The organism is Mangrovibacillus cuniculi (genome assembly GCF_015482585.1).
In the GTDB taxonomy this organism is placed as follows: domain Bacteria; phylum Bacillota; class Bacilli; order Bacillales; family R1DC41; genus Mangrovibacillus; species Mangrovibacillus cuniculi.
In genome coordinates, this window is record NZ_CP049742.1 from 878238 (window position 1) to 892527 (window position 14290).

At 37.2% G+C, this 14290-nt stretch carries 14 protein-coding genes and 1 other annotated feature; all 14 genes read left to right on the forward strand.

Annotation, left to right across the window (positions count from 1 at the left end):
• The first annotated feature begins 22 nt into the window (after nt 1-22).
• The 14 genes from spoIIGA to G8O30_RS04545 all read left to right on the forward strand — a co-directional run bounded on the left by spoIIGA (nt 23) and on the right by G8O30_RS04545 (nt 14164).
• Nucleotides 23-970 (forward strand): sigma-E processing peptidase SpoIIGA, encoded by a 948-nt coding sequence (spoIIGA, locus tag G8O30_RS04480; RefSeq protein WP_239673790.1) that lies wholly within the window; start codon nt 23-25, stop codon nt 968-970.
• A gap of 13 nt (nt 971-983) precedes the next feature.
• Nucleotides 984-1703, forward strand: coding sequence for an RNA polymerase sporulation sigma factor SigE (gene sigE, locus G8O30_RS04485; RefSeq protein ID WP_239673791.1), 720 nt, complete (start codon nt 984-986; stop codon nt 1701-1703).
• A gap of 672 nt (nt 1704-2375) precedes the next feature.
• Nucleotides 2376-3152, forward strand: coding sequence for an RNA polymerase sporulation sigma factor SigG (sigG, locus tag G8O30_RS04490; RefSeq protein WP_239673792.1), 777 nt, complete (start codon nt 2376-2378; stop codon nt 3150-3152).
• Between the two features lie 109 nt (nt 3153-3261).
• Entirely contained in the window at nt 3262-4077 is an 816-nt protein-coding gene (gene pgeF / locus G8O30_RS04495) for a peptidoglycan editing factor PgeF (protein WP_239673793.1), read from the forward strand.
• A gap of 3 nt (nt 4078-4080) precedes the next feature.
• On the forward strand, nt 4081-4764 hold the full coding sequence (locus G8O30_RS04500; RefSeq protein WP_239673794.1) for a YggS family pyridoxal phosphate-dependent enzyme: 684 nt from the start codon (nt 4081-4083) through the stop codon (nt 4762-4764).
• A 2-nt stretch (nt 4765-4766) separates the two neighbouring features.
• Nucleotides 4767-5252, forward strand: coding sequence for a cell division protein SepF (locus G8O30_RS04505; RefSeq protein ID WP_239673795.1), 486 nt, complete (start codon nt 4767-4769; stop codon nt 5250-5252).
• Nucleotides 5253-5513: a YggT family protein gene (locus G8O30_RS04510; RefSeq protein ID WP_239673796.1), complete on the forward strand. Its 261-nt coding sequence runs from the start codon at nt 5253-5255 to the stop codon at nt 5511-5513.
• Nucleotides 5514-5690: 177 nt separating this feature from the next.
• Nucleotides 5691-6467, forward strand: a complete 777-nt coding sequence (locus tag G8O30_RS04515) for a YlmH family RNA-binding protein (RefSeq protein WP_239673797.1) — start codon at nt 5691-5693, stop codon at nt 6465-6467.
• 108 nt (nt 6468-6575) lie between these two features.
• Entirely contained in the window at nt 6576-7094 is a 519-nt protein-coding gene (locus tag G8O30_RS04520; RefSeq protein WP_239673798.1) for a DivIVA domain-containing protein, read from the forward strand.
• A gap of 75 nt (nt 7095-7169) precedes the next feature.
• Nucleotides 7170-7383, forward strand: a binding site (T-box leader).
• Between the two features lie 101 nt (nt 7384-7484).
• Nucleotides 7485-10268 carry an isoleucine--tRNA ligase gene (ileS, locus tag G8O30_RS04525; protein ID WP_239673799.1) on the forward strand — a complete coding sequence of 928 codons (2784 nt, stop codon included), beginning with the start codon at nt 7485-7487 and terminating at the stop codon, nt 10266-10268.
• A 330-nt stretch (nt 10269-10598) separates the two neighbouring features.
• A complete protein-coding gene (gene lspA / locus G8O30_RS04530) occupies nt 10599-11084 on the forward strand; it encodes a signal peptidase II (RefSeq protein ID WP_239673800.1) in 486 nt (161 codons plus the stop codon).
• A complete protein-coding gene (locus tag G8O30_RS04535; protein ID WP_239673801.1) occupies nt 11068-11976 on the forward strand; it encodes an RluA family pseudouridine synthase in 909 nt (302 codons plus the stop codon). The genes lspA and G8O30_RS04535 overlap by 17 nt, the downstream gene beginning before the upstream one ends.
• Nucleotides 11977-12164: 188 nt before the next feature.
• A complete protein-coding gene (gene pyrR / locus G8O30_RS04540) occupies nt 12165-12707 on the forward strand; it encodes a bifunctional pyr operon transcriptional regulator/uracil phosphoribosyltransferase PyrR (RefSeq protein ID WP_239673802.1) in 543 nt (180 codons plus the stop codon).
• Between the two features lie 155 nt (nt 12708-12862).
• A complete protein-coding gene (locus G8O30_RS04545; protein WP_239673803.1) occupies nt 12863-14164 on the forward strand; it encodes a solute carrier family 23 protein in 1302 nt (433 codons plus the stop codon).
• Nucleotides 14165-14290 lie beyond the last annotated feature (126 nt).

The window sequence follows — 14290 nt, forward strand, 5'->3', positions numbered from 1 at the left end:
CTCAATTTAGGAGTGAAAAGGATTGACCATTTACGCTGATGCTATCTGGGTATTGAACTTTGGGATGGACAGCCTATTACTATGGATGACAGCTAGATTCTTGAAGCGGAAAATAGGTGTTTTAAGAATTTTGTTAGGTGGTTTTATTGGATCTTCCATTGTACTATTCTCGTTTTTTCCTTCATTAGACTGGACGCAAAGTATACCTAGTAAAATTGCTTTATCTTTTCTTATGATACTAGCTACTTTTGGTCGTTCTAGAATAAAGACCTTCCTTAAGAGACTTTTTACATTTTATTTAGCAACATTTTTAGCAGGAGGTGCTTTGTTAGGTATTCACTACTTGATTACTTTCGAATTGTCATTTCAAGCAGCATATCATTTAGCGAACCAAAAGGGATTTGGTGATCCAGTAAGTTGGTTGTTTATTATTCTGGTTTTACCTCTTGTTTGGTTTTTCTCAACTGGAACAGTTCGTACATTAGAAACAACTAAAATTCAACATGACCAAAAATTTACGGTGAGTCTTTCGTTAGGAGAATTTCATTGGAAAGGGACTGGATTATTAGACACTGGTAATAAAGCGTGTGATCCCGTTTCTGGTACACCAGTTATTGTTGTATCTATAAAAGATTCAAAAGAGTTGTTTCCAAAAGAATTTGTTCATTGGGTATCTCAAGAAGACGAGCAATTACATCACTTAGAAGAGTTATCCGATTCCCTAAAAGATAAAATTAGAATGATTCCGGCAACATCGTTAGGTAGACAAAACCAGTTATTAATTGGATTTAAGGCAGATGAGGTAGAAATTCTCTCTGAAAAAGAATATATGCGTGCTAAACGCGTTTTATTAGTGTTTACCATGAGGTCATTATCTGCAGACAAAGAATTTGATGTCATTTTACATCAGAAAATGTTCCAAGAAGCACAGGTGATATCAGAAACAGAAATGATTGCCACATTATCTTAAAGGGGGAGTTAACATGAAAACATTGCGCTTACGTTTACAGTATTTTTGGACAAAATTATTAATGAAATTAGGGATTAAGTCTGACGAGATATACTACATTGGAGGAAGCGAAGCACTTCCACCACCTTTGTCTAAAGAAGAAGAAGAATTATTGCTCGGTAAATTGCCAGGTGGGGATAAAACAGCAAGATCTCTTTTAATTGAACGTAATTTAAGATTGGTAGTTTACATCGCTAGGAAATTCGAAAATACAGGGATAAATATAGAAGATTTAATTAGTATTGGAACTATTGGATTAATTAAAGCGGTCAATACGTTTAATCCTGAGAAAAAAATTAAGCTTGCTACATATGCATCGAGATGTATTGAAAATGAAATTTTGATGTACTTAAGAAGAAATAATAAAATCCGGTCGGAAGTTTCCTTTGACGAACCGTTAAATATCGATTGGGATGGAAATGAGTTACTGTTGTCAGATGTGTTAGGTACGGAAGAAGATATAATAACAAAAGATTTAGAGGCGAATGTAGATCGTAAACTATTGTTTAATGCGCTACATCAATTAACGGAGAGAGAGAAACAAATCATGGAGCTGCGTTTTGGTTTGCAAGGACAGGAAGAGATGACACAAAAAGATGTAGCCGATTTACTGGGTATCTCTCAATCATACATTTCCCGCCTAGAAAAAAGAATTATCAAGCGTTTGAAAAAAGAATTTAATAAAATGGTTTAAAGAAGAGGCTGAGACCAAAGTGAAAAGGTACATTCGAAATAACGAATGTACCTTTTGAACGTTTTATATTATAAAACTGCAGAATTAGTGCCTATACATAATAAGTCTTTGGTATTGGAGCGGAAGGGGGCGACTCCTACGGGAAAGGTGGGTTACTGAGACCCCACAGGAGCATGAACTACCGCGACGAGAGCGATGTCTAGCTCCAGGTGCGCAGATGCTCGGCAAACTCAGATGGCCCTGTGGTGGCTGAATTGTGGGACCTTCTGCTAAATACCGGTGACATCACGTCACCAACGCAGAAGACAGTACCTCACGTACAAGCCCTCGGTCCCTCCAAGTTTGCTTCCGCATCTAAACGCGCGCCTTCCGCTTTTCAATACAGCAACCCACCCCGTGGAAAGCGTCCCCCTGGAGCGGAAATCCCTGTGCAGTCTCTTTTGGTTTTTTCATAGCCACTTTTAATGACTAGTGTTAACGAAAAACACATTATTTCTATCTCAATATAAAATTTTCCAAGATATTTTTTCTATTTAAAACCCCTTATATAACAAGAAAAAAGGACGAATTAGAATGACTTGGATTTTTGTTTGATGTTGGACATACTGCATAAAAATTCCTCCCAAGGAGATACTGACCTTGAACATCAGCTCCTAGTGGGAGGGAAACATCATGACAAGAAACAAAGTGGAAATCTGTGGAGTAGATACGTCGAAGTTACCTGTATTAAAAAATGAGGAAATGCGTGAGTTATTTCGTCAAATGCAATCAGGTGAGACGTATGCTCGAGAAAAGTTAGTAAACGGAAATTTACGACTTGTTCTTAGTGTAATACAAAGGTTTAACAATCGAGGAGAATTTGTGGATGATTTATTCCAAGTTGGATGCATTGGGTTAATGAAGTCTATTGATAACTTTGATTTAGGACAAAATGTAAAATTCTCTACTTACGCTGTACCGATGATAATTGGAGAAATAAGACGTTACTTACGTGATAATAACCCAATTCGAGTGTCTAGATCATTGCGTGATATTGCTTATAAAGCACTACAAGTAAGAGAACGTTTAATGGCTTTAACTTCTAAGGAACCTACTGCAGAAGAAATTGCAAAAGAGCTTGATGTGTCACATGAAGAAATTGTATTTGCTTTAGATGCTATCCAAGATCCTGTTTCATTGTTTGAGCCTATTTATAACGATGGAGGAGATCCTATCTTTGTCATGGATCAGCTCAGTGATGAAAAAAATCGTGATATTCAATGGATTGAAGAGATTGCTTTAATGGAAGGCCTTAGAAGGTTAAATGAACGAGAGAAACTAATTATTAGGAAACGTTTCTTTCAAGGGAAGACCCAAATGGAAGTCGCTGATGAAATTGGAATTTCGCAGGCACAAGTATCTCGATTAGAAAAAGCAGCTATTAAACAAATGAATAAAAACATTCAGTGAAGACTTGAAATGCTATTTAAACACATGAAATCCAGTTGTAATAAGGATTTCATGTGTTTTTTCTATTTGGGTATGGTAAACTGAATGTAAAAATGAGTTGGTGATAACGATGAATCAAACGTTTCACTTAGCTGATCCATCTTTTTTCGTCATACAACCATGGCGTAACGTAGAAGGATTAACAGCAGGCTTTACAACTAGAAACGGCGGAGTGGGAAAACAAGCTTTTAAATCCAACAATTTAGCATTTCATGTGGAAGATGACTCTAAAACAGTTAAAACAAATAGAGAAAGGTTATCTTTAAAGTTGAATTTTCCATTGCAGGATTGGGTCTCTGCAAAGCAAGTACATGAAGCAAGTATTTTAGAAGTAAAGTCTTCCCATAGAGGACAAGGTGCTACAGAACTTACTTCTGCTTTACCTAACATCGATGGATACTGGACAAAAGAAAAGAATATTTTATTAACCTCTGCCTACGCAGATTGTATTCCGCTATATTTTTTACATAAAAACAGCAATAAAATAGGTCTCGCTCATGCTGGCTGGAAAGGTACAGCAGCTGGTATAGGAATTAATTTACTGAAAGAGTGGGAAAAAGAAGGAATTCAGCCTTCTGAAGTGGAAGTTGTCATTGGACCAGGTATTTGTTCTGCTTGTTATGAGGTTGATACGAAGGTCATTCAAGCAATGGATTCGTGGCTTGATGCAAAAAATAGAAACAACCTTATTAAACAAACTAGTGAAAGTCATTTTCACATCGATTTATCTGGTATCAACGAGCTACAATTAATAAATCATGGAGTTAACCCTTCATTCATCTATCGTACAAATTTTTGCACTTGTTGTGATGATTTATTCTTTTCTCATAGAAGAGATCAAGGGACAACGGGGAGAATGCTTAGTTTTATTGGATGGAAGGTGTAAAAGATGCAAGTAAAAGATAAAAAAGCTGTTATCGACAAAAGAATTTTGGAAGCATGTACGCGTGCAAATAGAGATAGAAAAGACATTCATGTTATTGCGGTAACCAAGTATGTTTCTAATGAAAGAACGCTAGAGGCAGTTCAAGCTGGTATACAGCATCTTGGTGAAAATAGAATTGAAGGGTTGCTAGCTAAGCAAAACGTGTTAAAAGAGGAGAAACAGCTCGAATGGCATTTTATTGGTACCTTGCAATCTAGAAAAGTGAAAGAAGTTATTGGTAGTGTAGACTACATTCACTCTTTAGATCGTATTTCTATCGCTAAGGAAATAGAAAAAAGATCTTTCCACACAGTTAACTGCTTTGTACAAGTGAATGTTTCTTCAGAAGAGTCTAAACATGGGTTAAGTCCAACTGAAATAATTCCTTTTATCGAAAAACTAAGAGAGTTTCCTAAAGTTAAAGTAATTGGATTAATGACAATGGCTCCAAATACTAACGATGAATCAACTTTAAGGGAATGCTTTAAACAATTAAGAGAAATAAGAGATACGATAATAGAAATGGAATTCTCTCATGCACCATGTAAAGAACTATCAATGGGAATGTCTAATGATTTTGAAATAGCGATAGAAGAAGGTGCGACATACATAAGAATTGGTACTTCATTAGTAGGTGAGGAGGAGTAAAAATGGGAATTAAATCGAAATTCAAGTCATATTTTTGGTTAGATGAAGAAGAACTTGATGAAACAGAAGTGGAACAACCAAAACAACCAAGACAAGCAACAGAAGAATCAAAAGTTCAAGAACCAATTCCACAAATAAAGTCTAAGCAAACTGCTAGAAAGGAAAACGTTGTGAACCTACAAAGTGTACAAAAAGCAACAGGAGCAAAAATGGTTTTATTAGAACCAAGAGTGTATGCAGAGGCTCAAGAGATTGCGGATCACCTTAGAAGTAAAAGGGTGGTTGTTGTTAATTTACAACGTGTCTCTCATGACCAAGCAGTAAGGATTGTTGACTTCTTAAGTGGTACAGTATATGCAATTGATGGCGATATTCAACGTATAGGTATGGATATATTCTTATGTTCTCCAGACAACGTAGAAGTATCTGGTTCTATTACAGAATGGGTACAAAATGAGACAACAAATGATATGAGGTGGAACTACTAGATGGATGCAATTGGAAATATTATATTAACATTAATACGATTTTATTCTTATGCTTTAATTGGCTATATCCTAATGTCATGGTTTCCCCAAGCGCGTGAAACTGCGATTGGCCAATTCTTAGCGCGAATTTGCGAGCCATATTTAGAGCCGTTTCGTAAAGTGATACCACCACTTGGTATGATTGATATTTCACCTATCGTTGCAATTTTAGTATTAAACTTTGCTATGGAAGGCGTAGCGGCTGTATTTAGAATGTTCTAAAAAAAGAAGGAAGAAGGCTCCTATACGCCAGATTCCTTCTTTTTTCTTTTGGTTATAATTTTCACGTCCATTTCCATAACGAACTTCCTGATTACTATTTTACGGACTAGTTTGACGAATAAATGTAACATTATATCATGACACTAAAATGTGTTTATGAAGAAAGTAGAGGGATATATGAGTTCTATTTATCAGCATTTTCGACCAGAAGAAGCACCTTTTATAGATAAAGTAACCTCATGGATAGAGCAAGTAGAAATACAATATGCACCAAAACTAACAGACTTTTTGGATCCGAGACAAATGCAAATTGTCCAAATGATGGTAGGAACAAAAGGAGAAGTAAAAGTAGATTTTCATGGCGGTAATGAGACGCTAGAACGAAAAAGAGCGCTACTTTACCCGAGCTACTATCAACCTGTAGAATCTGACTACCAATTACAAGCATTTAAGATTACATATCCCTCTAAATTTGTAACGATAGAACATAGACAAATTTTAGGATCATTAATGAATGTAGGGTTAAAAAGAGAAAAGTTTGGAGATATCCTATTTCATGAAGAGGTGTGGTATTGCATAGTCGCCCATGAAGTAAGTGATTATGTAAGACTGCAATTAAATGCCGTTGGAAAAACAAAAGTGGATGTTAGTGAATGTAGTTTGGTTGAGATCCCCAGTTTTAAAGAGGAGTGGCAAGAGAAAAAACTAACAGTAAGCTCTTTGAGGCTAGATGTCATTGTTTCTAACATTTACTCCACTTCCAGACAAAAAGCAGCTGAATATATTCAATCTGGGCTAGTAAAGGTAAATTGGCAACAGACGGATCAAGTATCATTTGTTTGTGAAGCGGGAGATGTTATTTCTGTTAGGAGAAAAGGGCGATCAACCATAGTTGCCATAGAAGGACATACGAAAAAAGACAAAATTAAAGTAACAGTTGGTGTAAAAAAATAAACAGAAAAAAGAGGATTATTCACACATATTGTCGAAATAAAGTTATAATTAAAGAAATCTTGTTGATGCAAAATCAATAGAATGCAAAATTAGCTGGAGGTGCTATTTATGCCGTTAACACCATTAGATATACATAACAAAGAATTTAGTCGAGGATTCCGAGGCTATGATGAAGATGAAGTAAATGAATTCTTAGATCAAATCATTAAAGACTATGAAATTATTTTACGTGAAAAGAAAGAATTAGAAGAAAAACTATATGGCATGACAGAACGCCTAGGTCACTTTACAAATATCGAAGAAACGTTAAATAAATCGATTATTGTTGCACAAGAAGCAGCCGAGGAAGTGAGAAGAAATTCACAAAAAGAAGCAAAATTAATTGTCCGTGAAGCGGAGAAGAATGCAGATCGTATCGTGAATGAGTCACTTACAAAAGCACGCAGAATCGCAATGGAAATTGAAGAGTTGAAAAAGCAGTCGAAAGTATTCCGAAACCGTTTTAAGATGCTTATAGAAGCACAATTAGATCTTTTAGGAAACGACGATTGGGATACACTAATGGAAATGGACGTCGATACAACGGAGTTAAAACGTCTAGAAGAACAAGAAGTTCCCACTAGATAAGGGAAAGTAATGAGATAATCTTGATTTTTTCTTCTGTTTTGACTATAATCATTTTCATCAAAAGAATTAAATATTGCTAACATGATGATGAGGACAGTAACTTATGGAGTACTTAAAGCGAATCGAGGGTGGTGGAAGCTCGATAGAACGATATAAGCGAACATCACCTCTGAGTATAGAAAGCGAACGGTAACTAGTAGCTGGAAACGACTTGTCCACGATACGGACTCTTGAGTGGTAGTCTAGCTACCATAAGGGTGGTACCGCGGGAGGCTCTCTCGTCCCTTTTTGGGATGAGGGAGTTTTTTTGTTACTTTCATAAATGGGATTTAGCTAATCTCATTTTGCCACCAACCAATACTTATGAACTAACTAAAGGAGTGGAACGCTTTGAATTACAAAGATACATTGCAAATGCCAAAGACGGATTTCCCAATGCGTGGGGGATTACCAACAAGAGAACCTCAAATTCAAGAAAAATGGTCTGAGATGGACATTTACCAAAAGGTTCAAGATAGAACAAAAAATAAACCTATGTTTGTTCTGCATGATGGTCCTCCATATGCGAACGGTGATATTCACATGGGGCATGCGATGAACAAAGTAATTAAAGATTTTATTGTTCGTTATAAGTCCATGTCAGGGTTTAATGCACCATATGTACCTGGATGGGATACACATGGTTTACCAATTGAACAAGCGTTAACAAATAAGGGTGTCAAGCGCAAAGAAATGACGACAGCTGAGTTCCGTAAGCTTTGTGCAGAATATGCGTGGGAACAAATTAATAATCAAAGAGAACAGTTTAAGCGTTTAGGCGTTCGTGGTGATTGGGAAAATCCGTACGTAACACTTGATCCAGCTTATGAAGCTCGCCAAATTAAACTATTTGGTGAGATGGCAAACAGAGGATTCATTTATAAAGGATTAAAACCAGTTTATTGGTCCCCTTCAAGTGAATCAGCTTTAGCAGAAGCGGAAATCGAGTACCAAGATAAACGATCTCCATCTATCTATGTAGGATTTGAAGTTCAAGATGGAAAAGGAGTGTTGGAGCAAGGAACTAGTGTCATGATTTGGACGACAACTCCTTGGACAATTCCTTCCAACTTAGCTATTGCAGTTCATGAGGACTTATCTTATGCGGTTGTATCATCAACTCAAGGGACTTTTGTGGTAGCAGAGGAATTAGTAGCTACAGTAGTAGAAGCAGCAGAGTTAGAAGATGCGAAAGTACTAAAAGTAGTAAAAGGATCAGAACTGGAAGGAGTTCAAACAAAGCATCCATTATATGATCGAGTATCTCCAATAGTGATTGGTCATCATGTTACGACTGATTCAGGTACAGGATGTGTACACATTGCACCGGGTCACGGGGAAGACGACTTTATCATAGGTCAAAAATATGGCTTAGAAGTGTTCTGTCCTATTGATGAGAAAGGTTGTTTTACGAACGAAGTACCTAAATATCAAGGTGTATTCTATGATGAGGCAAATAAAGCCATTACAGAACGTCTTGGTGAGCTTGGTGCATTAGTTAAGCTACAATTCATTACTCACTCGTATCCACATGATTGGCGTACAAAAAAACCAGTGATTTTCCGCGCAACAGCTCAATGGTTTGCATCCATTGATAAAATTCGTGAAGATTTATTAAAAGCTGTAAATGAAACAAGCTGGTTACCTAAATGGGGAGAAACTCGCCTATTTAACATGGTAAGGGACCGTGGAGATTGGTGTATCTCTCGTCAACGTGTATGGGGCGTTCCAATCCCTGTTTTCTATGCAGAAAATGGAGAAGAAATTATTACTCCTGAAACGATTGAACATGTTTCTAACTTGTTCCGTGAGCATGGTTCAACAGTATGGTTTGAAAAAGATGCGAAAGAATTATTACCAGAAGGATTTACTCATCCTGGAAGCCCTAATGGAAAATTCACAAAAGAGCAAGACATTATGGATGTATGGTTCGACTCTGGGTCATCCCACCAAGCGGTGCTAGATGAGCGTTCTGATTTACAATACCCTGCAGATGTATACTTCGAAGGTTCTGACCAATATCGTGGTTGGTTTAACTCTTCTTTAACAACTGGAGTAGCTTTAACTGGTAAAGCACCATATAAAACAGTCATCAGCCATGGTTTCACACTTGATGGTCAAGGAAGAAAAATGAGTAAATCACTTGGTAACGTAATTCTTCCTTCTAAAGTGATGGATCATCTAGGTGCGGATATTTTACGTCTATGGGTAGCATCAGTAGATTATCAAGCTGATGTACGTGTAACAGATGCTAACTTTAAACAAGTTGCGGAAGTTTACCGCAAGATTCGTAATACATTCCGATTCCTATTAGGAAACTTACATGACTTCTCACCAAGTAAAGATGCCCTAGCATTTGAAGACCTTCGTGAAGTAGATCAATTTATGATGGTGAAGTTAAATGAATTGGTAGAAAAAGTTCGTAATCATTATGAAAAATACGAATTCTTAAGTATCTACCATGCAATCAATAATTTCTGTACACAAGAGTTAAGTTCGTTCTACATGGATTTCTCGAAAGATGTGTTATATATTGAAGCTCCTACAAGTCATGAGCGTCGTGCTATGCAAACCGTAATGTATGAAACATTAATGAAGTTAGTAGTTTTAACTACACCAATTCTATCTCATACGACACAAGAGATTTGGGAGTTCATTCCAGAGGTTACTGTGGAAAGTCCACAACTTCTAGATATGCCTGAAGTGGTAAAGTACGAAAATGCCTCCGCATTAGTAGCAAAATTTGATGCGTTCTTAGATATTCGTGATGATGTCTTAAAAGCGCTAGAAGAAGCACGTAATAGTAAATTAATCGGTAAATCATTACAAGCGCATGTAACGATTTACGCGGATGAAAGTGAATTTAATTTATTGCATTCTATCCAAGAAAGTCTTGAACAGTTATTTATTATTTCTGCTTTCACACTGGTACAAGGAAAAGATAAGGCGCCAAGTGATGCTCTAGCTCTAGAAAAAGTAACTGTTGCAGTTGCTCCTGCAAAAGGCGAAACATGTGCAAGAAGTTGGAAAGTTTCAGAAGATGTGGGTCAAGATCCAGATTTCCCTGATTTAAACCTACACAATGCTAAGATTGTAAAAGAGCATTATGCACATTTACTTAACCAAGAAGGATAAGTAATGAAGTGGCCGAAAAGATAATTTGTCTTTTCGGCTTTCTGCATTTAATAGTCATTAATAAGTTTTATCTTGGGATGTGCAGGATTTTTGGCTCATTCGTGTGAAACATAGTTTCACACGCCTTTTAGCATAGCTGAAAGGTAACAAAAAAATACTCAAGCCAGCGAGAGAGCTAGCTTTCTCAAAGGGCTTGAGTACTTTCTTGTTAAATGAGCCAAAAATCATCTATTGTTAAACATTCTATCGCAATAAGTAGTTTCAATTCCTTGGTTGTGCTACAATGCTATGAGTACAAGTTTACAATTGTTAAGTAGGAGTGGACGGAATATGTGGATATTTTATGCGATAGCAGCGTTAGTAGTTATCTTAGATCAATTAACTAAATGGCTAGTAGTACAATATATGGAACTTGCAGAATCTATTGAGATTATTCCAAATCTACTCTACATAACTTCACATCGAAATCGCGGAGCTGCTTGGGGGATTTTACAAGGACAAATGTGGTTTTTCTACATTGTGACGGTGGTAGTTGTGGCAGCGTTAGTTTTTTATCTACATCGTCACGCGAAGGGAAAAGTCCTATTAGGCACTAGTATAGGGTTTATGCTAGGTGGTGCGATAGGTAACTTTATTGATCGACTTTTCCGAAAAGAAGTAGTTGACTTTGTCAATACGTATATTGGTTCTTATAATTTCCCTATTTTTAATGTGGCTGATGCCGCGTTAACAGTAGGTGTCGTCTTATTATTTATTGAAATGCTTCGCGAGGAATGGCAAGCGAAAAAGGAGAAGAAAAATGGAACAACAGCATGATTGGACAATTACAGAAGAGCATAAAGGAGAACGAATTGATAAATGGTTATCAAGCGTTCAATCTGAGTGGTCTCGTTCTCAAGTACAAACTTGGGTAAAAGATGGAAACGTATTAGTAAATAACGAACAAGTAAAAACAAACTATAAAGTTCAACTCAACGATGTAGTTACTGTTTCTCCACCAGAAGTAGTGGAATTAGACGTGGAAGCAGAAGAAATGGATTTAGATATTTACTATGAAGATCAAGACGTATTAGTTGTGAATAAACCAAGAGGTATGGTGGTTCATCCTGCACCAGGGCATGTAACGGGTACATTGGTAAACGGTCTAATGGCACACTGTAAAGACCTGTCTGGTATCAATGGTGTAATGAGACCAGGTATTGTTCACCGTATTGATAAGGACACTTCTGGTTTATTAATGGTTGCAAAAAATGACTTGGCGCATGAGTCTTTAGTTAATCAATTGGTAGAAAAATCAGTAACGCGAAAATATGTTGCTCTTGTTCACGGGAACATTTCTCATGATTATGGAACGATTGATGCCCCTATTGGCCGTGATCCAGAAGAAAGACAAAGTATGACGGTAATTGATAAAGGAAAACATGCCGTTACACATTTTCACGTATTAGATAGACTTGAACAGTTTACTATAGTAGAATGCCAATTAGAAACAGGACGTACGCATCAAATTCGTGTACACATGAAATATATTGGCTTCCCGTTAGCTGGTGATCCCAAATATGGGCCAAGAAAAACAATAGATTTCCCTGGTCAAGCGTTACACGCTCGTACACTTGGTTTTGTTCATCCGAGAACAGGAGAGTATATGGAATTTGAAGCTCCTTTACCTGAAGATATGAAAACCTTAATAGATAAATTGAAGAAATAAGGTTGACGAGTTACACAATTTACGTTAATCTGATGTTAGCTGAATAAGCCTTTAAAACAGTCCCGTGAGGCTGAGAAGGAAACGGATTAGTAAGAGGGGATAGTGTATCTATTTCTCTTACTCGTGGAACCCTCTTGCCCCAATTGGTAAGAGGGTTTTCTCGTTTCATAGGAAAGGAGATGATACGGATGAATGTAAAAGCTGTACTATTGGATGAGGACGCTATTAGAAGAGCTTTAACAAGAATTGCTCATGAGATTATTGAGCGTAACAAAGGAATAGAAAACTGCGTATTAGTAGGAATAAAAACGCGCGGTATCTATTTAGCACAAAGGTTAGCGGAAAGAATTGAACAAATTGAAGGGCAATCCATTGGAGTTGGGTCATTAGATATTACCATGTATCGAGATGACTTGACGAAAAATACGGAAGCTGGCGAGCCAGAGGTCATAGGTTCAGACATTACGGTACCAATTACAGACAAGAAAGTTATTTTAGTAGATGACGTACTTTATACCGGAAGAACAGTTAGAGCAGGATTAGATGCATTGATGGATATTGGAAGACCTTCAAGTATTCAATTAGCTGTCTTAGTTGATAGAGGTCATAGAGAACTTCCAATTAGGGCAGATTATGTTGGTAAAAACATTCCTACTTCTGCGCATGAAAACATCGTGGTTCAACTCCGTGAAGTGGATACGATGGATACAGTAAAAATACACGAAAATTAAAAATAGAAACCCTTTTAACAGGCGGTCCAGTGAGGCTGACAACGGGTGTAAAATTGATAGTTAGGCATAGGTATGCCCATCTACAATTTTCTAAACCTCTTTGTCAACCGGCAGAGAGGTTTTTTCTTGTTAGAGGGATAGGGAGGATTCTTATTATGTCCAAGCCAATCTTAGATGTACACGATAAACCAGCACCACTTCAATTTATCGCTTTAAGCTTTCAACATTTGTTTGCGATGTTTGGGGCAACGATCTTAGTGCCATTTCTAGTAGATTTACCACCATCCATGGCGCTAATTTCAAGTGGACTTGGAACCATTGCATTTTTGCTAATTACGAGATTTCAAGTACCAGCTTATCTAGGATCGTCCTTCGCTTTCATCACACCGATAATTATTGCACAAACAGCAGGCGGACCTGGAGCTGCTATGATAGGAAGTTTTATGGCAGGGTGTGTATATGCAGTGGTTGCTCTAATTATTAAAAAAGCGGGTTATAGATGGTTAATGAGATTGTTACCACCGATCGTTGTTGGACCAGTAATCATTGTTATTGGATTAGCACTTGCAGGGACAGCAGTAGATATGGCGATGAATGAAACGTTAGCCAACGGTTCTAAAGAATATAATCCCTTGTTCTTATCAGCTGCACTTGTTACTTTATCAGTTACAGTAGGATTTAGTATATATGCTAAGAAAGTATTTAGCTTAATACCAATATTAATGGGGATCGTTGCAGGATACATCTACTCCATGTTTGTTGGCTTAGTAAATTTTGATCCTGTCAAAGAAGCATCATGGATTGCGAACCCAGAATGGTTAATACCAGGTGTGTCTTACGATATTGCAGTGACTCCTCAGTTAGTGTTCTTAATGGTTCCAATTGCGGTTGTTACCTTATCAGAACATATTGGCCACCAACTTGTGTTAAGTAAAGTAATAGGAAGAGACTTAGTGAAAAATCCAGGATTACACCGTTCCATTTTAGGTGATGGGGTGGCAACAATTATTTCTTCCTTAATTGGAGGTCCTCCTAAAACAACATATGGTGAAAATATTGGAGTACTAGCAATTACAAGAGTGTACAGTGTATATGTTGTCCTTGGAGCAGCAGTCGTAGCTACGTTGTTCGGTTTCTCTGGGAAGGTAACAGCAATGATTCAATCCATTCCAACTCCAGTCATGGGCGGAGTATCCATTCTCTTATTCGGAATCATTGCTTCATCGGGACTTAGAATGTTAGTAGATAACAACATTGACTTTGGAGACAAACGTAACTTAGTAATCTCCTCTGTCATCCTAGTACTAGGAATTGGTGGTGCTTATATAAAATTTGGCCCAGTATTAGAGATACATGGTATGGCGCTATCCGCTTTTGTAGGTATTCTTTTAAATGTAATCCTTCCTGGAAGACCATCAGCAGATGAGGCGCTGGAAAGTTTAGAGAAAATTTCATAGAAAACTCTTTAAAGATGTCCAGAGAGGCGTCAAAGGGGATGGTTATAGGAATGAAGGACTCTGCATGCCTTCTTCCCCTATACCTAGCGAAAACCCTTTGACAACTGGTCAAAGGGTTTTTTATGT